Here is a 21,556-nt window from a genome sequence, read left to right on the forward strand (position 1 = left end):
GGGGGGTGTTCTGTCGTGTTTTCGGGTGCCGGTCTTACTTGGACAGGACAAATCCCTTGAGCTTGGCAAACGCGCCGTCCACCAGCGCCTTTTGCTGTTCCTGGTGCAGGTGCGCGTAGCCGACCGCAGGAGACGCCGAAGCCGCGCGGCCGGAGTAGCCCAGCTTCTGGCCTTCGAGCATGTTTTCGTGGATGTAGTGCTGCACGAAGAACCAGGCGCCCTGGTTCTGCGGCTCGTCCTGGCACCACACCAAGTCCGTGGCGTTCGGGTACTTCCTGATTTCTGCGGCAAACGCCTTGTGCGGGAAGGGGTAGAGCTGCTCGATGCGCAGCACCACCACCTCGCTGGTCTGCTTCTCTGCGCGCTTTTTCACGAGGTCGTAGTACACCTTGCCGGAGCAGGCGATCACGCGCCGGACCTTGGCGGCCTTCCCGGCGATGGCCGGGTCCTGCTCGGGAATCACCGTCTGGAAGCCGCCCTGGGTGAACTCGGACAGCGGCGAGGTCGCGTCCTTGTTGCGCAGCAGCGACTTGGGCGTCATGATGATCAGCGGCTTGCGCAGCGCGCGCACCATCTGGCGGCGCAGCAGGTGGAAGATCTGGCTCGCGGTGGTCGGTTGCACCACCTGCATATTGGTGTCGGCAGACAACTGCATGAAGCGCTCCAGGCGCGCCGAACTGTGCTCGGGGCCCTGGCCCTCGTAGCCATGCGGCAGCATCAGCGTGATGCTGTTCACCCGCCCCCATTTCACTTCGCCGGAGGCAATGAACTGGTCGATCACCACCTGCGCGCCGTTCGCGAAGTCGCCGAACTGGGCCTCCCAGACCACCAGGGTATTCGGGTCGTTGGACGAGTAGCCGTACTCGAAGCTCAGCACCGCCTCTTCGGACAGGATGGAGTCGATGACGACGAACGGCGCCTGGTTCTCGGCCACGTTCTGCAGCGGCACGTAGGAGCCGATGTCCCACTTCTCCCGCTTTTGGTCGTGCACCACGGCGTGGCGGTGCGAGAAGGTGCCGCGACCGCTGTCCTCGCCCGACAGGCGCACCGGGTAGCCGCTGGCCACCAGCGAAGCAAACGCCATGTGCTCGCCCATTCCCCAGTCCACGGGAATCTCGCCGCGGCCCATGGCCGCACGGTCGTCGAACACCTTTTTGACCAGCGGGTGCGGGGTCACGCTGTCGGGAATCGCCGTGATCCGCTCGGACAGGCGCTTCCATTCGGCCAGCGGAATCGCGGTGTCGCCCGCGTCGGTCCATTTCTTGCCCAGAAAAGGGCTCCAGTCCACGGCGTACTTGCTCTTGAAGTTGGTCAGCACCGGGTCCACCGTGTGCGTTCCGGTATCCATGGCGGTGCGGTACGCCCGGACCATGTCGTCGCCCAGCGTCTCGCCCAGGCCCTGCGCGGCCAGCTTGTCGGCGTAGAGCTTGCGGGTTCCGGGGTGGGCGCCGATCTTCTTGTACATCAGCGGCTGGGTCAGCGCCGGCGTGTCCTGCTCGTTGTGGCCCAGCTTGCGAAAGCAGACGATGTCCACCACGACGTCCTTGCCGAACTCCATGCGGAACTCCAGCGCCAGCTCGGTGGCCAGCACCACGGCCTCCGGATCGTCGCCGTTGACGTGCAGCACCGGCGACTCGATCATCTTCACCACGTCGGTGCAGTACAGGGTGGAGCGGCTGTCGCGTGGGTCGGAGGTGGTAAAGCCGATCTGGTTGTTGATCACGATGTGCACCGTGCCGCCCGTCGAGTAGCCCCGGGTCTGCGCCAGCGCCAGCGTTTCCTGGATCACGCCCTGGCCCGCAAACGCCGCGTCGCCATGCACCAGCACCGGCAGCACCTGCTGGCCCTGCGGGTCCGCGCGGCGGTCCATGCGCGCGCGCACCGAGCCCTCGACCACCGGGTTCACGATTTCCAGGTGCGAGGGGTTGAAGGCCAGCGAAAGGTGCACCGGACCGCCCGGGGTGGTCACGTCGGAACTGAAGCCCTGGTGGTACTTCACGTCGCCCGCAAGCAGGTCCTCGGGCGCCGTGTGGTCGAACTCGGCAAACAGGTCCTTGGGCATCTTGCCCAGGGAGTTGACGAGCACGTTCAGCCGGCCACGGTGCGCCATGCCGATCACGATCTCCTGCACCCCCTTGGCGCCGGCGGACTGGATCAGCGCGTCCATCGCGGCAATGAAGCTCTCGCCGCCTTCGAGCGAGAAGCGCTTCTGGCCGACGTACTTGGTGTGCAGGAAGCGCTCCAGGCCCTCGGCGGCCGTCAGGCGCTCGAGAATATGCTTTTTCTTTTCCTCACCAAAGCTGGGCTTGCTGCGGATCGCCTCCAGCTTCTGCTGCCACCAGCGCTTCTGGTTCTGGTCCGTGGCGTACATGTATTCGGCACCGATGGAGCCGCAGTAGGTCTCGCGCAGCGCGTTGATGAGCTCGCGCAGCGGCATCGACTCCTTGCCGAAAAACAGGTTGCTGGTGTTGAACACGGTTTCCTGGTCGGCGTCGCTGAAGCCGTAGAACGCCGGCTCCAGTTCGGGAATCGCGGGGCGCTCGGTGCGCTTCAAGGGGTCCAGGTCGGCCCAGCGCTGGCCCACGTTGCGGTACGCGGCAATCAGCTGCTGCACCGCGGTGCGTTTGCGGCCGAGTTCGGAGTCCGCGCCGGTGGCGACGACCAGCCGGGTGCCGCCCTGTTTTGCGCGCTCGGCAAAGGCGTTGATCACCGGCAGGTGGGGAACGTCCTTGGCGTTGCTGCCGTCCACGGCGGGGACGTTCTGGAGCGCGTCGAAGTAGCCGCGCCAGTTGTCCGGAACGCTGCCGGGGTTTTCGAGATAGTTCTCGTACATCTCCTCGACATAGGGCGCGTTGCCGCCGAAGAGGTAGGTGTTGCCTTGGTAGGCTTGATAGACGGACGGCGTGGCGTTCATATTCCGCTGACCTTCGCTTTCCTCGGGAAAGCCGGAGTTGGTTGAGAAACCTTCCGCGACACGGCTGGACCGGTTGGCGGATGCGACTGTGGCTGGGGAAGGGCCCGATGACAGGTCCGCATTGTGCCACCGACGCCAGAACCATTTGTAAAACGGGTGTGCATGCCACGGCGCTCGAACGTGCGCCACGGGCCGGCAGAAACAGAGCCTCACGTACACTGCGGCAAGCCCTGATCCAGACAAAAACATGACCCCCAAGCGACTCCAGGACAAAGCCTTTTTGCTGCTGCTGATCCTCGTCACCATGGCGTTTGGCGCCATCCTGTGGCAGTTTCACGGGGCTGTTTTCTGGGGCGTGGTGCTGGCGATTCTGTTTGCGCCCCTGCACCGCAGGCTGCTCGGCCGCATGCCCCGGCGCCCCACGCTGGCCGCGCTGTGCACGCTGGGGCTTTGCCTCGTCGTCGTCATCCTGCCGACGACGGCCATCACCGTGTCGCTGGTCCACGAGGCGAGCGCCATTTACGCGCGCGTGCGCTCCGGGCAGATCGACTTCGGGCTTTATCTGCAGCAGATGATCGCCGCGCTGCCTGCCTGGGTGGCGAACCTGCTGGACCGGCTCGATCTCACCAGCGTTGCGGAACTGCAGCGCAAGCTCTCCTCCGTCGCCGTGCAGGCCAGCCAGTTCGTGGCCACGCAGGCCCTGAGCATGGGGCAGAACGCGCTCGAATTCATCGTCAGCCTGGGCATCATGCTGTACCTGTTGTTCTTCCTGCTGCGCGACGGCGCCCACTTGGCATGGCGCGTCGGCGCGGCCGTCCCCCTGGGAGAGGCCCACAAGCGGCAGCTGATCGGCAAGTTCACCACCGTGATCCGCGCCACGGTCAAGGGGAATATCGTCGTCGCCGTGTCCCAGGGCGCGCTGGGCGGGCTGATCTTCGGGGTTCTGGGAATCCAGGGGCCCGTGCTCTGGGGCGTATTCATGGCCTTTCTGTCGCTGCTGCCCGCGGTGGGCGCCGGGCTGATCTGGGCGCCGGTCGCGATCTACTTTCTGGTCACGGGCTCCATATGGAAGGGGGTGGTCCTGACCGCCTTCGGCCTGGGCGTGATCGGGCTCGTGGACAACGTCCTGCGCCCCATCCTGGTCGGCAAGGACACCAAGATGCCAGACTACGTCGTGCTCATCTCGACCCTGGGAGGAATGGCCTTGTTCGGCCTCACGGGGTTCGTCATGGGCCCGGTCATCGCCGCGCTGTTCATCGCGAGCTGGGACCTTTTTTGCGCCGAGTCAGCAGGGCCTCGCGGGTCCCCGGCACTTGCAAATTGGAGCCGTCTGCGGGGTCGCCGCCGCCGTGGCAGACCCGGATATTGAAGGCGCCTGCCTATAATTCGGACGCCGGTTTTGCGGCCCAATTACCGCGTCCTGTACAGGCGCTTTCATCCCCCGTGAACCAAAAACAGAACGACTCTGCGCTGGAGGAGCGAGTGCCAGTCGGCTACAACGTGCACACGGGCGCGGAAGTCCAGGCCATGCTGGAGGTGATGGGGCTCGATTCGGTCGAGCAGCTGTTTGCCGACGTGCCTGCCGAACTGCGTCTGCGCCGCGCGCTCAGCCTGCCGCCGGCCCTGAGTGAGTGGGAACTCATGCGCGACGTACGCGCCATGGCCGACATGAACGCCACGGTACTGTCGCATTCCAGTTTCCTGGGCTGCGGCGCGTATGAACACTACATTCCGGCGGTGGTGGACGCCATCGTCTCGCGCGGCGAATTCCTCACGGCCTACACCCCTTACCAGCCCGAGATGAGCCAGGGCCTGTTGCAGGCGCTGTTCGAGTTTCAGCTGCTGGTCGGCCGCCTGCTCGGACGGGAGTGCGTGAACTGCTCCGTGTACGACGGCGCAACGGCGTTGGCCGAGTCCTGCTGGATGATGTGCGCGGCCAGCAGCCTGCGCCGCGTGGTCGTGGCGCAGGCGCTGTGGCCGCAATACCGCGAGGTGCTCGATACCTACTTGTTGCCGCGCGCGGTCGAACTGGAGCATGTGGCCCAGGATCCCGAAACCGGTTTGGTCGATGGGGCCGCGATCGGGGGCCTGCTCGCCCAAGGCAATGTGGCGGGCGTGGTGCTGCAGAGTCCGAACGCTTTGGGGGTGATCGAGGATGTCGCGGCCATCGCGCAGGTCTGCGCGCAGAACGACACGCTGTTGACCGTCAGTGTCAATCCGCTGCTGTGCGGTTGGCTGGAGGCGCCGGGCCAACTGGGCGCGGACATCGTCGCGTGCGAGGCGCAGCCCCTGGGGCTTGCGCTGAGCGCGGGCGGTCCCTATGCCGGCATCATCGCCTGCGCCAAGCCGCTGGAGCGCTACCTGCCCGGCCGCCTGGTCGGCCGCGTGCACGACCTGCACGGCAAGCTCGGCTACGCCTTGGTCAAGGAAGACCGCGAGCAGCATGTGGCGCGCGACAGGGCCACCAGCCACATCTGCTCGAATCAGGCGCTCAATGCCATCCGTGTCGCAGTCCATCTGTCCTGCCTGGGCGAGCGCAACTTCATGCGCATCGCCCAGCTGAACGCCGCAAATGCGCTGCAATTGCGTGCACGGCTGACGGCGCTGCCCGGCGTCGAACTGCTGCGCAGCGGCGTGCATTTCAATGAGTTTGCCCTTCGACTGCCGCTGGATGCGGCCGTGTTCCGTGCCCGCATGCGCGCGCGGGGCCTCTTCGCCGGTGTGCCCGTGGACCCGCGAATCGTCGGCCATGGGCGCGGTCTGCTGGTCGCGGTGACCGAGACCAAGAGCCCTGCCGACCTCGATGCCTATGCCCGGCATGCGCGCGCCTGTTTGCAGGGGGCCTGACATGCCGACCCCATCGATTGCCGAGTTGCATCGCCCCGGCGCCGCCAGCAACGTTCTTGCCGACAGCGCTCCGGCGGCAGCCATGCCACCGCCGCCTGGCTTTGCCCGCCTGCGTTCCTGCATCGGTTTGCCGCAAGTCAGCGAAGTCGATGTGGTGCGCCACTTCACCCGCTTGAGCCAGGAATCGCACGGCGTGGACAACGGTCCCTACCCGCTCGGCTCGTGCACCATGAAGTACAACCCCAAGCGCAACGACGAACTGGCCCGGTTGCCGGGCTTTGCCTGCGCTCACCCGATGCAGGATGCCGATACCCTGGGCGGCGTCTGGGAAATGTACGAGCGCCTGCAGGCCATGGTCTGCGAAATCACCGGCATGGACGCCTGCTGCCTCGCGCCGGCCGCCGGCGCGCAGGGCGAATTCGCCGGGCTGCTGATGATCCGCAGGCACTTTGCCCGGTTTGGCGTGCACCGTCCGGTGGTGCTGGTGCCGGATTCGGCCCATGGCACCAACCCGGCGTCCGCGGCCATGGCGGGGTTTGCATGCCGCATCGTGCCTTCAGACGCCAAAGGCCGTGTGGACCGGCAGCTCTTGCGCGCGATGCTGACACCCGAGGTGGCGGCCTTCATGCTGACCAATCCCTCCACGCTGGGTCTGTTTGAGGATCAGATCGTCGAGATTGCCGATGCCGTGCATGCCAACGGCTCGCTGCTGTACTACGACGGGGCCAACCTGAACGCGCTGATGGGTATCGTGCGCCCGGGTGACATGGGTTTTGACTTGGTGCATGTGAACGTGCACAAGACGTTCTCGACGCCGCACGGTGGCGGTGGCCCGGGTGCAGGCCCGGTGGCCGTGAAGGCGGCGTTGGCGCAGTATCTCCCTGGCCCGGTGGTGGTGCGCAGGAGTGGCCTGGCGCAGCCCGACGGAGATCGCCCGCTGTCCATTGGCCGGATCAAGGCTTTCCATGGCCATGTGGGCGTGCTGCTGCGCGCCTACGGATACCTGCGCACCATGGGCGCGCGCGGTTTGCGCCAGGCTTCCGAAAACGCGGTACTGAATGCGAACTATCTGCAGCACCGGCTGGCTCCCATGTTGCCCCCGGTGTACGCGCAGTTGTGCAAGCACGAGACGCTGCTGTCCGGCGCCAAGCTCAAGACCTCCGTGCGCCAGTTCGCCAAACGGTTGATCGACTACGGCATCCACCCGCCCACGCTGGTGGGTGCGGGTTGCGTGTACTTCCCGGGCGATTTGAAGTCGGCCATGCTGATTGAACCGACCGAGACCGAAACCAAGGCCAGTCTTGATTGCCAAGTGGACATCTTCCAGCGTATCTTCAACGAAGACGCCATGGACGAAACCTTGGACGGTGGCGCGCGCCTGGGCCGCAAGATGGCTCGAATCGATGGAAATTGAGGACTCAACCATGTGTGGAATAGCGGGGGTGGTCAATGCTGCGGGCGTGGGCCGGAACGATGTCTGGAAGATGATCAACAGCATTCGTTACCGCGGCATCGATGAGCAGGGCGTCGAAGACCTGGGCGGCGCGGTCCTCGGCCATGCCCGCCTGGCGGTGGTTGACCCCGAGAACGGCATGCAGCCGATGTCGAGCACCGACGGCAAGGTCTGGGTCGTTTTCAACGGCGAGATCTTCAACTTCATCGAATTGCGCGAGCAACTCAAGGCCCGGGGCTACCGCTTCAAATCGCGCTGCGACACCGAGGTGCTGGTGCATCTGTGGTGCGAGAAGGGCGAGCAGATGCTCGACGACTTGGTCGGCATGTTCGCCTTTTTCATCTGGGACCAGCGCACGCACACCGGTCTGCTGGCGCGCGACCGCCAGGGAATCAAGCCCTGCTTCTATGCGCCGTACCAAGGCGGCCTGGCGTTTGCCAGCGAGATGAAAGCCATCCTCGCGCTGCCCCGGTTCGAGCGCAAGGTCAACGAATCGGCCTTGGGCCATGTATTCACCTTCAACTACTGCCCGCCACCCGAGACCTGCTTTGAAGGTATCCGCCATCTGCCACCGGGCAGTTTCATGCGCTATCGCGCAGGCGAATTTTCCGAGCCCGTGCGCTACTGGCGCTGGCCGCTCGATGGCGAGCGCGTCGAGGCATCGCAGGCCGATCTGGAGAATGCGCTGGACGAGGCCGTGAGACTGCAAATGCGCTTTGACGTGGACGGGGGCCTGTTTCTTTCGGGCGGCGTGGACTCTTCGGTCATCGCCCAGCGCTTGCTGCCCCAATGGAACCGGCCCCGCTTGGACGCCATCGGCCTGCGCATCGGGGAGTCGGGTTTCTCCGAATACGCTTACGCCGAGCGCGTGGCTGCCGACCTGCACATCAACCTGAGCGCACTGGATGTCCGACCGGCCGATATTGTGGACATTGCAAACGCGGTGGTCCGGCATGCCGAGCAGCCGCATGGCGACTTTTCGTTCTTCCTGTTCTATCTGCTGTCGCGCCGGGCGCACCAGATGGGCAAGATCGTCGTGTTCACAGGAGATGGTCCTGACGAGGTGATGCTGGGTTTCCGCCACAACGAGCAGTTCTTTTCGGAGATGACGCGCGCCAATTTTCCGATGCGCAGCTACTTCGACCTGATCAGCTACAGCACCGGGAAGGACCACCAGCGGATCATGAGCCCGTCCTTTCTGCCCCATACCGAAGGCGCGCTCGACCGGTTCATGGAAATCATCGAACCCTTTGGCGACCTGGAGCCCATGGAGCAGGTGGCCGCCTACGAACTGACCTCGCTGATGCCTGGAAACAATGGCGTCAAGGGCGATCGCATGGGGGCCTGCTGGTCGATCGAGGCGCGCGCGCCCTTCCTGGACCATAGGGTCAGCGAATTGTTCGCACGCCTGCCCATCACGGCCAAGTTCCACCAGGGGGTGGGCAAGCATTTTCTCAAGCAGGCGGCGCTGCGCTACTACGACCGCGACTTCGTGTTTCGACCCAAGACCATGCCCACGCTGCCGATCGGCGCATGGATCAAGGGGCCGCTCTACCCGTGGGCGCGCGACATCCTGGCGCTGCCCGATGGCGGACGCTTTGAGCGCACCGAATTGCAGCGCATGCTCGACGAGCACCGCAGCGGCTTGCACAACCACACCAAACCGCTGCGCACGCTGCTCATGACCAAGCTGTGGTTGCAGGAATTTTTTCCCGAGAACGCTTGAAACAAACACCGGGACTGCAGGACCATGACCGAATTCGACTACTACCTTGCCCAGTTCGTGGACATCCATGGCCGGCCCAAGGCGAAACTGGTGCCGGGCAGGCACAGGGAAATGATTTTTGGCGCGGGCGCTGGCTTTGCAGGTTTCGCCATCGCAGGCATGGGGCTGGGGCCCCATGGCCCGGAGTTCATGGCCGTTGGCGACCGCGATGCGATTCGCCCCGTTGCCTGGATGGCATCGACGGCCAGCGTCACCTGCGATGGCCATGTGGGGGGCAAGCCGCACGCGCTCGACCCCCGCGTGATCGCCAAGAAGGCTCTGGCCGATTTTCGCGCGGCGACCGGCCTGGAGTTCTTCTCGGGTCTGGAGCCGGAATTCTTTTTGCTCAAGCCGGGAGCCGCTGCCGGCAACTGGGTCGTGGCCACGGAATCGGAGGCGCTGGACAAGCCCTGCTACGACTTTCGCCACCTGTCTTCGGTGTCTGGCTTTCTCATGGAACTGCAGGCTGCACTCGATGGCGCCGGAATCGACGTCTACCAGATCGACCATGAAGACGCCAACGGCCAGTTCGAGATGAACTTCACCTACGCCGACGGCTTGCGTACGGCGGACAACCTGACGTACTTCAAGATGGCGGCGCAGGCACTTGCAAGAAAACACGGCATGCTGTGCTCCTTCATGCCCAAGCCATTTGCCGAGCGTTCGGGCAGCGGCTTGCACATGCACATGTCGGCCGGCAGGAAGATCGGCGACAACGCATTTGCCGACGCCCAGGACCCGCGGGGCCTGGAACTCTCGCCCATGGCGTATCACTTTCTGGGCGGCTTGGTGGCGCATGCGCAGGGACTCACTGCGATTGCGGCGCCCTGCGTGAATTCATACAAGCGTCTGGTCAAGCGCGGATCGCGCTCTGGCGCGACCTGGGCCCCGGTTAGCGTCGCTTACGGCGACAACAACCGCACGGCGTTCGTCCGCATTCCCGCAGGCCGGCTCGAGTTGCGCGTGCCGGACGCATCTTCCAACCCCTACTTGCTGACGGCCGCGGTCATCCACGCAGGCCTGGACGGCATCGCACGCGGGCTCAGTCCCGGCGAGCCCTGCAACGAGAACCTCTACCAGCTGAGCGCCACGGAACTCGGGCAAAAAGGCATCGAACGCCTACCCTCCTCGCTGCCCGAGGCGCTGGATGCGCTGGATGCCAGCGAAGTGCTGCGGCGGGGTCTGGGTGTGGCCTTCGTCGACGAATTTCTGAACCTCAAGCGGGCCGAGTGCGATGAACTCCTGATGCACATCCCGCCGGCGGAGTTCAACCGCTATGTCGATTTCTACTGAAGATGCCCATTTGCCGGCTTGCAGATCGGCTATCACGCCTGTCTGCCAAAGGGGCGGCCATTGAGAGCGCTCCTTGTGGCCAAGCGACTGTTGTTCGTCACATACGGCGGCGGTCATGCGCACATGGTGTATCCGGTGGTACACGCTCTGCGTCAGAGCGCTGCCTTCCGCAGCGGCCTGCTGGACATGCAGGTCCTGGCCTTGCCCGCCGCCATCCAGGCGTTTCGGACCAGAGGCTTGGACTGCTTGAGTTTCAAGGACTTCGTCGATCCATTGCTTGATGCGGCCGCGTTGGCTTGGGGTGTCGAACTGGCAAAAATCCACCACGCTCCAACCGCGGGCGTCGAATACGGGGATTCGGTGGCGTATCTGGGTCTTTGTTACCAGGATCTGGTCGAGCGCCATGGCGAAACCGGGGCCGCCCGGTTGATCGCAGAGCGGGGGCGGCATGCGTTTTTCCCTGTGTCCGTGATGGAGCGGGTTTTTGATCGGTTGCAGACGGATTTTGTAGTGACGACGAACTCGCCTCGCAGCGAGGCCGCAGCCATCGCGGTTGCAAACAAAAGAGGCATGGGCACGCTGGCCATGACTGACTTGTTCACGGGTCTGGGCGGTTATTTGATCAAAGCACGAAACATCACTTTCCTCAATCCGACCGCGCAGCAAATGTTCCTGGGCGATGGTTTGGTCGATCCTTCGATAAGCAGCTTTTATTGCACGGGGAACCCCGCTTTCGACCGGATTTTTGAACGGCCCTGTGCAAGGAATCCGATGTGGATGGCAGCCCACTTCCCCCAGGTGGGGGCGCGCAGTGTCGTACTGCACGCCGACATGCCCGCTTGGTGGAGTCCGGTGCTCAAGCGTTCGTATTTTAAAACCGACGAAGACACGCTGACCGAACTGCAGGCCTGCCATGCGGCCACGCTGTCCAATGGTGCCGTTTACCTGGTGCGACCGCACCCTTCGCAAAACAGGGCGCTGTACCAGAGTTGGTTGAAGGGTCGCACGGATGCCTTTCTTGCTGCTGACTGTGATTTGCATGAATTGCTATCCCATACCGACCTGCTGCTGGCGCGAACGACCACGGTGGGATTGCAGGCCACGTTGATGCACAGACGTGTCCTGCAACTGGAGGCCGCATTGCATCCGGATCTTCCGCTGGCGGCCATGGGTGTGGCTTGGGGTAGCCGCGGGATGAACCATCTGCCCGAGGAAATTGGCCACGCGCTGGCCGACGAGGAAGGCTTCACACGCATTTTGGCGCAAATTCGAACCCAACTGCCTGCCGCATCGGCAGCGTTTAAAATCGCCGACATTATCTTGAACAAACTGTGCCTGCCTTGTGAGATGCACATTGGAGCCATGGAATGAGCCATTTCGTCAACTATGAAACCGATACGCCGCAGGATGCCTTCTACGGCTTGCCCAAGAACGTTGTGTTCTGCAAGACTTGTGTCATCTCCAACCAACGCCCGAACTCCACCATCGAGCAAAAACATACGCGCGCAAGCAAAAAGGAAGTAATCGCCTTTCGGGACGGAATTTGTGACGCCTGTCATACCAAGAATTGGAAGCAGGGCATCGATTGGGGGCTGCGCGAGAAAGAGTTGCGCGAATTGCTGGCCAAGCACTGCAGCAACGGCGAACGCTACGACGTGCTGGTTCCCGGCTCGGGGGGCAAGGACAGTTTCATGCAGGCCCACTTGCTGAAGTACCAGTACGGCATGACTCCGCTGACCGTGACATGGGCGCCGCACATCTACACCGATTGGGGCTGGAGGAATTTCCAGGCATGGATCCACGCTGGTTTCGACAACCAGTTGGTTACGCCCAACGGACGTATCCACCGCCTGCTCACGCGCTTGTCCACCGACCGGTTGCTGCACCCGTTCCAGCCGTTCATCATCGGCCAGCGCCACTTGGCCGCCAAGATGGCGGCCCTGCACGACATCCAACTGATCTTCTATGGCGAAAGCGGCGCCGAGTACGGGAACCCTTCTGCCCACAACGAGAGTTCGCGCCGCGACATGCAGGAGTTCGAATACTTCACCATGTCCGATGACTCGGACGTGTACCTGGGCGGTACCTCGTTCAAGGAGCTCAAGGAAGATTTTGGTTTCAAGAAGCAGGACTTCGAGCCCTACCTGCCCATCGACCCGCAGTTGTGCAAGGACAAGGGCATTGAGGTGCACTGGCTGGGTCACTACGTGAAGTGGCACCCGCAGAGTGCTTACTACTATGCGGTGGAGCATGGTGGCTTTCAGGCCGCACCCGAGCGCACCCTGGGCACCTATTCCAAGTACAACTCCATTGACGACAAGATGGACGACCTGCACTACTACACGACGTTCGTCAAATTCGGCATCGGTCGCGCCACTTACGACGCCTCGCAGGAGGTCCGCTCGGGCGACATCGACCGCGACGAGGGCGTGGCCCTGGTGCGCAAGTTCGACGGCGAGTACCCGGCGCGGTTTGAGAAGGAATTGTTCGAGTACCTGTCGATCCGCGAGAACGATTTCGGCAAGCAGGTCCCCGCGAAATTCAAGCAGCCGGTCATGACGCGCGAGTACTTCGACAGGCTGTGCGACGAATTTCGCTCACCCCACCTGTGGAAGCGTGAGAACGGCCAATGGAAGCTGCGCCACGCGGTGTTCAACCCCTGAGGACAGCCGGCCCGCTGCCGGCATGCCCGAGCCGGAAGAACAACTGGCCGTCGAAGGGGGAACTGGAGACGGCGCCGTTGGCGTAGTTCACCGACAGCCGCTCGGCCACGTGCAAACCCGCCCGCTGGAACAGCCCTGCCATCTCCGCTGGCGTGAACAGGTGCCCGGATGAGGGCAACGACTGCTGGCCAATCTGCCACTGGTAGTGCACGTCGCCGCGTTTTTCATCGAACGCCAGGGCGTCGAGCAGGCGGCGCCTGAATATGTTCCAGCGCCCGTAGGCGAGCCGGTTGTGGCGGTTGTTCACGTCCAGCAAGATGGCGCCCCCCGGTGCCAGCTTGGCCTTGAGCCAGCCCAGGGTCTTGAGCCGGACGCTGGAATCGGCCATATGGCCGAACACGTTCCACAGCACGGTGATTGCATCGAAGCCTGTTTGTGGCAGGTGATCGAGCTCGTCGCCGAACAGCTGGTGCACGGCAAAGCCGGTGGTCTGGCGGCACAGCGCGGCCATGGCGCTGCTGGGCTCGACGGCCACGACGTCCGTGAGTCCGTGGTGTGCGGCGATCCTGTGCAGCCGCCGACCGTCGCCCGAACCCAGGTCCAGCAGACGGATGCCGGGCTCGAGGCGATCGATCACCAGTTGATCGACGGCATCCAGGTAGTTGCGGTACCGGTTGCTGTACTGCGCGTACAACGGGGCCATGGCGTCGTAGGCCCGGAGTTGGTCCGACTGCGCTTGCGTCACCACGCCGTCCAGCCCCCGTCAATGAGCATGTGCTGGCCGGTGATGTAGGCGCCCTCGGGCGAGAGCAGCAGCGAGACCATGCCGGCGACGTCGTTCTCCGTGCCCATCCGGCCCAGCGGCGTGCGCTGCTTGTAACGTGCCATGAATTGCGGGTCCTGCATGCGTTCGATGCCGCCGGGCGAGACCATGTTCACGCGCACCTTCGGGGCCAGGGCCGTGGCCAGCCAGCGCGTGGTAGCCAGCAAGCCGCCCTTGCTGGCCGAATAGGCGGCCGGATTGCTCATGTCCGTTCCCTGGTACAGGCTCCAGTCCGGACCGACCGCGCTGTACATGGTGCCGATGTTGACGATGGAGGCATCGTCGGACCGTGCGAGCAGCGGGTGCAGCGTCTGCGCCAAGAAGAACGGCGCCAGCAGGTTGACGCGCAGCACCTTCAACCAGGCCTCGTAGCCTTCCTGCCCGAAGGGCACGCCCCAGCCGGGGGTATCGTCGTAGAAGGCGGCGTTGTTCACCAGGTAGTCCAGGCGGCCGAAGTCCGCTTCAATGCGCGCGCGGATGTGCGCGAAGGACTCGGGCTGCATCAGGTCGGCGTCGATGAAGCGGTGATCTCCGGGGTGCAGTGCCTGCAGTTCGGCCGCGAAGGCCTGGCCGGCCTGCAGGTTCTTGTCCAGTATGGCGATGCGCAGGCCGCGGCTGGCGAGTTTGCGGGCAATGGCGCGGCCGATATGGCCGGCGCCGCCGGTGATTGCGGCAACGGAGCGGATCGTCACGAAGATCTCTTTGCACAAGGTGGGTAGGGCTGGGTCAGCAGTAGCTGCGCCAAGTGGATGTCGTAGTGGCTGTCTATGTCCAGCGCGCGCTCGGGCGGAATGACGATATGGCCCACGCGCCCCTGCATCAGGCGGGTGCAGGACTGTATGTACGACGCGTTGCCGACGTACACGCAGGTCGTCACGTCGTACATGGCGGGCACCTCCTGTCGGCGCACGGCGGACGATCCGGGGATGGCGATCTGCAGCAAGCCCTGCGCGTCTATCGTCACCATGTTCAGGTACGGGTTGCGGTGCGCCGGGCTGACGCCGAACAGGATGTCGCAGGGGTGGCTGCGGAATTTGGCGATCGCGGCGTCCACGTCCTGCGCTGCCCGCAGCGGGGAGGTAGCCGGCAGCGAGATGAAAGGCTGGACTGCGGGGCCGCTGAACAACTGCGGGAAGCTGGCGATGGCGTGCCGCCAGGCCAGGAGTTCCGGCGTGCTGTCGTCGGCGAGCGCGGATGGACGTTCCAGGACATCCGCGCCATGCGCACGCGCCACTGCCGCAATCTGCGCATCGTCGGTCGACACCACGACGCGGGCAACGGACTGGCTGGCCAACGCGCTGGCGATGCCGTGGGCGATCAGCGGCTTGCCGGCGACCGGGTAGATGTTCTTGCTCTTCACGCCCTTGGAGCCGCCGCGCGCGAAGATGAAGGCCGTGGCGCTCATGGGCTCTGCGCGAACGTCACGGTCTGGCGCAGGCCCGTGTCGCTGGCCTGTTTGGCCAGATCGACCAAATGCAGCACCTTCTGCGCGCTGCCGACGTCGGCCCAGCTGTCGAAGCCGCTCGTTCGAGGGTCCATCGGCCGGTAGTCCGCGAGGGCCTTGGAGAAGAAAAAATCGAACTGGCGCAGGTAGATGCCGTTGCCGTCGGGCAGTTTCGGCGCCTCGATGCTGCGGCCCTGGGGGTTTGCCGGATCGACGAAGCGCAGTTCTTGCCGGATCAGGTCGGCCACCAGCGTGCCCTTGCTGCCGACGATCTGCAGCGCCATATGTGCCACGCGCTGCAGCAGGTCCAGTTGCAGGCTCAGGCGCTTGTCCGCGTATTCCAGCAGCAGATGGGCCGAGTCTTCCACGTCGATGTCCAGCGGGCTCAGCCGGGCGCGGCTGCATTGCAGCGATTGCGGCCAGCCAAACAGCCAAGTGGCGTAGTCGATCTCGTGGCTGAGTTCGAGCAGCGCTCCGCCGCCGAGCTTGTCCTGGCCGCTTACGCCCTGGCGGTAGTCGCTGCCCGGGCGCCAGTCGGGCAGGTACTGACCGACCTCGGCGCGCGCCGTGTGCACTTGGCCGGGCAGGCCGTCGTGCAGCGCTTGCCGGATCGCCTGCAGGACCGGAAGAAAGCGCAGCACATAGCCCACCATGGTGAAGCCGGACGAGGCGCGGCACAGTGCCGGAAAGTCTCCCAGGTCCTGGCCACGCGCAGCCAGGGGCTTTTCCAGGAATACCGGCAGGTTGCGTTGCACGAACGGCCGCGCGTTCGCCACGTGCGCGCTGGCCGGCGATGAAACCAGGACGGCGTCCGGCATGAAATCGAGCGCCTGCTGCAGGCTGGTGGCGACTTCGTCGGCGCCTTCGGGAACGCTGCCGTCAGCGGGCCGATGCTGGCGCCAGACGGCGATGCGCGCCCGGGGCAGCAGCGCGCGGGCGTTGCGCAGGTGGCGCCGGCCAATGCTGCCCAGGCTGATGCACAGGATCCTCGGGCTAGCCGCGCTCATGGAAGTCGGACCAGAGGATGGCTTCATCATGCCGTTTGTCGCGGCGCAGGGGCAGGCCCAGGATGGTCCCGATCTCGAAAGGCTCGACGGCACCGCGTATCCAGGGGCGCTTGACGCCCAGCATCGCTGCGCTGATCGCCGTGCCGGCCGCGATGGCCGGCGCGGCGCATACCACGCTCTTGCGGATCAGCGGGCGGTTGGCGATTTCCGCTGGCACCGGGCGCTTGACACCGTCGCCCAGGCAACTGCTGGCGTCACGCACGGCGGCTACGAAGGATCGGAGCTCGGGGATGTCGAGCGATGCCTGGTGGTCCGGGCCCGGCAGGTTCTTGTCGAGCGTGTAGTGCTTCTCCAGCATTGCCGCGCCCAGGCCCACGGCCACCACGGCCACCACCTGGCCGGGCGTGTGGTCGGAATAGCCGACCGGCACATGGAACGCCGCGCGCATGCTGCTCATCGCGCGCAAGTTGGCCTGCGCCACCGGGGCGGGGTATTCGGACAGGCAATGCATCAGTGCCAGTTCGCGTGGGCCGACGTCGGCGATCCATTCGATGGCGTTCGCCACCTCGCCCAGATAGCTGGCACCGGTGGACAGCAGCAGGCCGTCGAACTTGCGCGCCATATGCTGGAGCAGTGGCTTGTTGCTCACTTCCGGCGAAGGAATCTTGACCGTCTTGCAGCCGAGTTGATCGGCCAGAAAGTCCACGCTGCTGTGGTCGAAAGCCGTGCACAGAAAGCCCACGCCGCGCTGCTTGCAGTAGTCGAAGGCCTTGATCAGCCACTCGTCGGGCAGTTCGAGGTTGCGCGCCATCTGCAACTGGCCGGCGCCGGAGCCGGCCAGCTTCTGGTAGTCGGTAGTTGGCGCCTGCGCGGCAATCTCTTCGTCGGCTTTGAAGCGCTGGAGTTTGATCACGTCGAGCCCGGCAGCAATGCCTTCGTCGATCAGGCGAAAGAGCATGTCTTCCTGCCGATTGTGGTTGACGCCGATCTCGCCGATGACGATGCAGCGTTCGCCCGGCTGGAAATCGAACTGCCTTGATATGAAATCCATGTTGTCCCTCAAGGTCAGGGGCGCCAGAAAACGATCTTCCCGGTGTTGGGTGGGGAGCCCTGCAGTTGCTGCCACTGCGTTGCCACGGCATTGTATGCGAGGGGATCGACGATTCTTTTGCCGATATGGAAGATGGCCGTGCCGTTGGCATTGCTGCGCTTGAACAGCAGCAGCGCATCGTTCGGGTCCGTGGTCCGTCCGCCCGTCATGTTGAGAAACTCCACGCCGCTCTCCATCAACCCGCAGGACAGCGCAAAAAGGCTGAGGTTGCCAGCACCCGGTGGTGCGCATTCGTTCAGGCTCGCGCCCAGGTGGTACAAGCCCGATGCGCCATCGACAACGGCCATGGCCGCTGCGACCAGGCGCGCGCCAGCGAAGCTGCCAAACAGCCGCAGGCCCTGCGACCCCAGGGCTAGCAACTGCTGCCAATACGCGTCGTCGTAGAGAAAGAACTCCGGCACCTGGTTGCGCACCATGGTGGCGTCGTACAGGGCACGGAACTGCGGCAGGCACTGCGGCAGGGGCAGTTCGCGCGCAACCAGCCCCGCCTGCCCGGCTTTGCGCAGCATGTTGCGGGTTTTTGCACTCAGCGACTGCAGCAGCGCCGCGCGCGAGGTCGGCAGCCGGGATACCGCCAGCGTGCGGTTGGCCAGCACGCAGGACTGGGGGTGCGCAAGGCCCTGGTTGCCGTTGAATGGACTAAAGCGCACGAACTCGGCGATGACGCGTTGCCGTGCCGTGTACGCGTCAAAGGCCGTCCAGGCGTCTGCGATGAACCGGCTGTCGGCCGTGCTCGCGATCGGTCCGGTATAGCCGTAGACGCTGCTGACGTCGAAGTACGGGGTGGTCACGCTGCCCAGCACCACGGGGGTGAGCAGGAACGGATACAGGAAATGCTGGCCCGCGCACGAAAAATGCCATAGCAGCGGCCGGGAATGCGGGACGCGCAGCGCGTACGCCAGGTGGTATTGCGGCAGGTAGCTCGCGTCCAGCGCGCCCAGCGGCGCCAGCGCCTGGCGCCAAACGCCGGGCTCGCTCGCGGGGATCAGCCGTTGCATGGCTTTAGGCTGAGCGCTGCGCCAGCGGGTCCATGAAGCGCTTGGCCAACAGCCGCCCCCGGTCCCAGGGGTGCTTGAAGCAATTCAGGATCAGCGCCAGGGTGTCGTGCTTCACGTAGGGGTTGTTGCCGTCCAGGCCCGTGCGCCAGGCCGGGTCCGTGGCTCGGGCGATGGCCGCCGCGATGGCCTGGGGATCCAGGTCGCAGTGCAGCACATTGCTGCCGTGGACCCGGCCCTGCTGCCGCGGGCCGACGTTGACCACCGGCAGGCGGAAGCTCGCGCTCTCCCACAGGCCGCTGGACGAGTTGCCGATCATGTACTGCGCCTGCGCCATGGCCGCGTAGTAGTGCCGTGTGCCCAGACTGTCGTACAGCCGGACGTTCGGGTGGGCCGCCGCATAAGCGCGGTACCGGGCCAGGAACAGCGCGCTCGCCGGGTCGGGGTTGGGCGCCGTGAGGACAACGGCGCAGACGATGCCGTCGAGCGCCTGCAGGAAGACCTCGACCTGGCGCTCAGGCGGCGCGCTGTCGAACGATGTGGGGTGGAAGGTGGCGAGCACGAAGGGCTCGCCCGGCCTCAGGCCGAACCGGCCGTGGACGTCGGGCGCGATCCGGTCCTGGGCGGCCAGCGCCGTGAGCGCGGGCTCGCCGGTGGTGATCACGCGCCAGTCCTGCTCGCCCATGCGCAGCAGGCGTTCGCGGTGCTCGGGCAGCGCCACCAGGTGCAGGTGCGCAAGGGTGCTGAGGGCGTAGCGCGTCTGGTTGTCGGACGAGCCCTGCGTGATGTCGCCGCCGGAATGGTGGACGATGGGAATTTGCAGCATCGCGGCCGCCGACACCACCGCCAGCAGTTCCCAGCGGTCGCCGATGACGAACACATAGTCGGGGCGTTGTTCGGTGAGGATGGGCACGAACTGCGCCACCGCGCGCGCGTAGGCCGCGGCCAGTTCGGAGGGACTGTCGTCGGTCTCGTGCAGGAACCGGGCCACGGCGTGCAGCGGCAAACCATCCGCGCGGATCTGCTCGAGCGTGTTGCCGTAGCGCGCCAGGGCGTGGCTGCCGCCGGCGATCAGGCGCAGGTCGATGGCCGGGTCGGCCAGCGCGGCCAACGCCACCGGGCGCAGGCTCGCGTAGTCGGAGCGGCTGAGGGTGACGAAGCAGACCGAAGGCATCTTCAGCGGGGCCGGATGAACTGGCAGTGGAATTCTTCGATCTGCTGGTTCGCGGCGATGTCGCTGCGGAGGATCCGATCAATGGCCGTGATCCCGAAAAATTCGCCAAACAGCGCGTCGATCTCCGCGCGGGTGAAGAAATGGGAGACGCCCATGCCACGGCAGGGTCCTTCGGGGATCTCGTCAAAGGTTCCCGGCTCGAGCTGCCGACCCAGGCCATGGCCCGTGCAGTTCGTTCCCCACAGTTTGCTGTAGAACAGCGCGCCCGGCCTGAGGACGCGTGCGACCTCGGCCAGCGCCTCGCGGATCACGTGCGTGGTGTTGGCATACAGCGCGAAGATGTCGACGGCCACGTCAAAATGCCCCTCGGGCCAGGGCAGGTGGGCGAAATGGCCCACCCGCAGGTCCGCCGCGGGGCTGGGGATGCCGGCGTTTTCACTGGCGAGCCGGGCGGTTGCGATGTCGATGGCGGCGGGGGAGACATCGATGCCGTGCACTGCGAAACCTTCGCGCTGCATGAACCAGAGGTTCGCGCCCGGTCCGCAGCCGACTTCCAGCACCTTCACCGCGCGCTGGTCCGCGGCGCGGAAATGGCGCCCCATGAAGCGCACCAAGTCTTCTGGCGGATAGCGGCCCCAGCTGCGGCTGCGAAACTTCTCGTCCCAGTGGGCGGTGTAATCCGGTGCAGTCATCATGCGTTGGCGAGATCCCGGACCCTGAGCGAGTCCAGATAGATGTCGCGGCGAAAAAACGGCTTGACGTCGCGGAAGATGAGCGCACGCATGCGGCGCCCGACCTCGGCCTCGAATGCGCGGATTTCTTCGTCGTACCCGAGTTTGGCCACCTTGAACGTGCAGGGCAAGCGCAGCACGGCATGGTCAGCCAACTCGGCGTCGGGGCTGACGATGCCCAGCGCCTTGCATTCCTGCCAGATTGCGTGGTGGGCTTGGCCGGGGTTGTTCCAGCGCTCGGAGTCGATGGGGGTCGGGCATTCGCAGGTGACGAAGCTATTCCCGTCGGCGTCGATTTGGCCGCTGTAGATGCCGGCGCAGGCCGTGCGGTAGGTTTTGCCCTCGGGGTCGAAGTTCTGCAGGTAGGTGAAGTCCTTGATGTGCTCGGCTCTCGTGATCAGCGTGGCAAACAGCATCGGCGTGTTCGAGACCAGGTCGCGCGTGTCGAAGTCAAAACCAAGCAGGCAGGCCAACGCCTGCGTGTTGTCGTTGGTCCAGATGATCCTGTTCGCGTCGATGGTGTGGGCCCCGGTTTTCAGGCGAACCTTGTCGCCAGTGCTCTCGATGGATTCGATGTTCTGACCCAGACACATGGTGACCCCGCGGTCCTCCAGCCACTTGCGGGCGCGGACACACCAGCCGCGCATGGCTTCACCGGTGTCGGGGTAGATGGAAACGAGCTCGTCGACTTTGCCCAGCGCCTGGCGGCGCGCAGCGAGTACCGCATCGAGGAAGGGGTCGCTCGCCTTGAGTGCGAGCATCAGCGGATCGTCCAGATGCTTCAAGCGTCCCAGCGAGGTTTTGGAGATGGCATCCGGCTGGACCAGCTTCGCATCGATGTGGTAGATCGACTGGAAGATGCCAGCAAATATGCCGCCAGCGGTCGCGCCATAACGGGCCTCGAAAAGCCCGCGCAGATTGCGGGGTACCGGAGCGCCACCCTTGCCGGCGTCGGCGGCAAGCAGTTTCAGTTCTGCAGTGATGCGGGTCTTGGTGTCGTCCGGCAGGGATGACAGATCGGGCAGTGAAAAGCCTTCGGTGAGGTGGCCGTTGAAGGCGCTGACCGAAACGAAGTCGATGGTGCGCACACGCCCGTCCATGATCTCCGTGACGTTGTCGGCCAATTCCCGGGTTATTCCGTCGAACATGTGAACGCCCTTGTCCACCGAGAAGTCCCGGACCTTGCCCGAGCAGGATATGCCGCCGAAGAACGGCTCACGGTCGACCATGTAGATCTTGGCCCCGGGTTCCTTGATCAACTGCAGGGCGTCGCAAAAGCCCCGGAAACCGGCACCGACGACAACGTAAACCTTGCCCATAAATAAAATCCTCCCAT

The 21,556-nt window shown here is 64.7% G+C and carries 16 protein-coding genes and 1 pseudogene; 7 read left to right on the plus strand and 10 right to left on the minus strand.

From position 1 onward, the window contains the following. Window positions 1–34 precede the first annotated feature (34 nt). Entirely contained in the window at window positions 35–2,914 is a 2,880-nt protein-coding gene (locus VTU_RS0116045; RefSeq protein ID WP_010106011.1) for a 2-oxoglutarate dehydrogenase E1 component, read from the minus strand. A gap of 247 nt (window positions 2,915–3,161) precedes the next feature. Between VTU_RS0116045 and VTU_RS0116050 the strand changes: the two genes are divergently transcribed. The 7 genes from VTU_RS0116050 (at window position 3,162) to VTU_RS0116080 (ending at window position 12,935) form a co-directional block, all read left to right on the plus strand. Next, window positions 3,162–4,283: an AI-2E family transporter gene (locus VTU_RS0116050; RefSeq protein WP_010106013.1), complete on the plus strand. Its 1,122-nt coding sequence runs from the start codon at window positions 3,162–3,164 to the stop codon at window positions 4,281–4,283. 113 nt (window positions 4,284–4,396) lie between these two features. Beyond that, window positions 4,397–5,761 carry an aminomethyl-transferring glycine dehydrogenase subunit GcvPA gene (gene gcvPA, locus VTU_RS0116055; protein WP_040892989.1) on the plus strand — a complete coding sequence of 455 codons (1,365 nt, stop codon included), beginning with the start codon at window positions 4,397–4,399 and terminating at the stop codon, window positions 5,759–5,761. A 1-nt stretch (window position 5,762) separates the two neighbouring features. Then, window positions 5,763–7,175: an aminomethyl-transferring glycine dehydrogenase subunit GcvPB gene (gene gcvPB, locus VTU_RS0116060; RefSeq protein WP_010106017.1), complete on the plus strand. Its 1,413-nt coding sequence runs from the start codon at window positions 5,763–5,765 to the stop codon at window positions 7,173–7,175. Between the two features lie 10 nt (window positions 7,176–7,185). Next, entirely contained in the window at window positions 7,186–8,940 is a 1,755-nt protein-coding gene (asnB, locus tag VTU_RS0116065) for an asparagine synthase (glutamine-hydrolyzing) (RefSeq protein ID WP_029554476.1), read from the plus strand. A gap of 24 nt (window positions 8,941–8,964) precedes the next feature. Continuing rightward, window positions 8,965–10,272: a type III glutamate--ammonia ligase gene (gene glnT / locus VTU_RS0116070; protein ID WP_010106021.1), complete on the plus strand. Its 1,308-nt coding sequence runs from the start codon at window positions 8,965–8,967 to the stop codon at window positions 10,270–10,272. A gap of 75 nt (window positions 10,273–10,347) precedes the next feature. Beyond that, window positions 10,348–11,643 carry a glycosyltransferase family protein gene (locus VTU_RS0116075; RefSeq protein ID WP_040892985.1) on the plus strand — a complete coding sequence of 432 codons (1,296 nt, stop codon included), beginning with the start codon at window positions 10,348–10,350 and terminating at the stop codon, window positions 11,641–11,643. Next, window positions 11,640–12,935 carry an N-acetyl sugar amidotransferase gene (locus VTU_RS0116080; protein WP_010106025.1) on the plus strand — a complete coding sequence of 432 codons (1,296 nt, stop codon included), beginning with the start codon at window positions 11,640–11,642 and terminating at the stop codon, window positions 12,933–12,935. The genes VTU_RS0116075 and VTU_RS0116080 overlap by 4 nt, the downstream gene beginning before the upstream one ends. On the opposite strand, the gene VTU_RS0116085 is transcribed toward VTU_RS0116080, so the two are convergent. The 9 genes and pseudogenes from VTU_RS0116085 to VTU_RS32270 form a co-directional block, all read right to left on the minus strand. Beyond that, window positions 12,925–13,680: a class I SAM-dependent methyltransferase gene (locus tag VTU_RS0116085; RefSeq protein WP_236610766.1), complete on the minus strand. Its 756-nt coding sequence runs from the start codon at window positions 13,678–13,680 to the stop codon at window positions 12,925–12,927. The genes VTU_RS0116080 and VTU_RS0116085 overlap by 11 nt on opposite strands. 11 nt (window positions 13,681–13,691) lie before the next feature. After that, window positions 13,692–14,450, minus strand: a pseudogene (locus VTU_RS0116090) (SDR family NAD(P)-dependent oxidoreductase); the annotation flags it as partial. Beyond that, the gene (locus VTU_RS0116095; protein WP_010106031.1) at window positions 14,447–15,163 is read right to left on the minus strand and encodes an acylneuraminate cytidylyltransferase family protein; all 717 of its coding nucleotides are present in this window, start codon (window positions 15,161–15,163) and stop codon (window positions 14,447–14,449) included. The pseudogene VTU_RS0116090 and the gene VTU_RS0116095, both read right to left, overlap by 4 nt. After that, complete coding sequence (locus VTU_RS27695) at window positions 15,160–16,209, minus strand: Gfo/Idh/MocA family protein (protein ID WP_010106033.1); 1,050 nt, start codon at window positions 16,207–16,209, stop codon at window positions 15,160–15,162. Before VTU_RS27695 ends, VTU_RS0116095 begins: the two co-directional genes overlap by 4 nt. After that, window positions 16,196–17,260: an N-acetylneuraminate synthase family protein gene (locus VTU_RS0116105; RefSeq protein WP_010106035.1), complete on the minus strand. Its 1,065-nt coding sequence runs from the start codon at window positions 17,258–17,260 to the stop codon at window positions 16,196–16,198. Before VTU_RS0116105 ends, VTU_RS27695 begins: the two co-directional genes overlap by 14 nt. Before the next feature lie 14 nt (window positions 17,261–17,274). After that, on the minus strand, window positions 17,275–18,318 hold the full coding sequence (locus VTU_RS0116110; protein ID WP_010106037.1) for a GNAT family N-acetyltransferase: 1,044 nt from the start codon (window positions 18,316–18,318) through the stop codon (window positions 17,275–17,277). Window positions 18,319–18,322: 4 nt separating this feature from the next. Next, window positions 18,323–19,489, minus strand: a complete 1,167-nt coding sequence (gene neuC / locus VTU_RS0116115; protein ID WP_010106039.1) for a UDP-N-acetylglucosamine 2-epimerase — start codon at window positions 19,487–19,489, stop codon at window positions 18,323–18,325. Window positions 19,490–19,491: 2 nt separating this feature from the next. Next, on the minus strand, window positions 19,492–20,184 hold the full coding sequence (locus VTU_RS0116120) for a class I SAM-dependent methyltransferase (RefSeq protein ID WP_138927928.1): 693 nt from the start codon (window positions 20,182–20,184) through the stop codon (window positions 19,492–19,494). Further along, on the minus strand, window positions 20,181–21,539 hold the full coding sequence (locus VTU_RS32270) for an NAD(P)/FAD-dependent oxidoreductase (RefSeq protein WP_010106043.1): 1,359 nt from the start codon (window positions 21,537–21,539) through the stop codon (window positions 20,181–20,183). The genes VTU_RS0116120 and VTU_RS32270 overlap by 4 nt, the downstream gene beginning before the upstream one ends. Between the last annotated feature and the right edge of the window lie 17 nt (window positions 21,540–21,556).

Origin of the sequence: Verminephrobacter aporrectodeae subsp. tuberculatae At4, from assembly GCF_000193225.1 — a bacterium.
In the GTDB taxonomy this organism is placed as follows: Bacteria; Pseudomonadota; Gammaproteobacteria; order Burkholderiales; family Burkholderiaceae_C; genus Acidovorax; species Acidovorax aporrectodeae.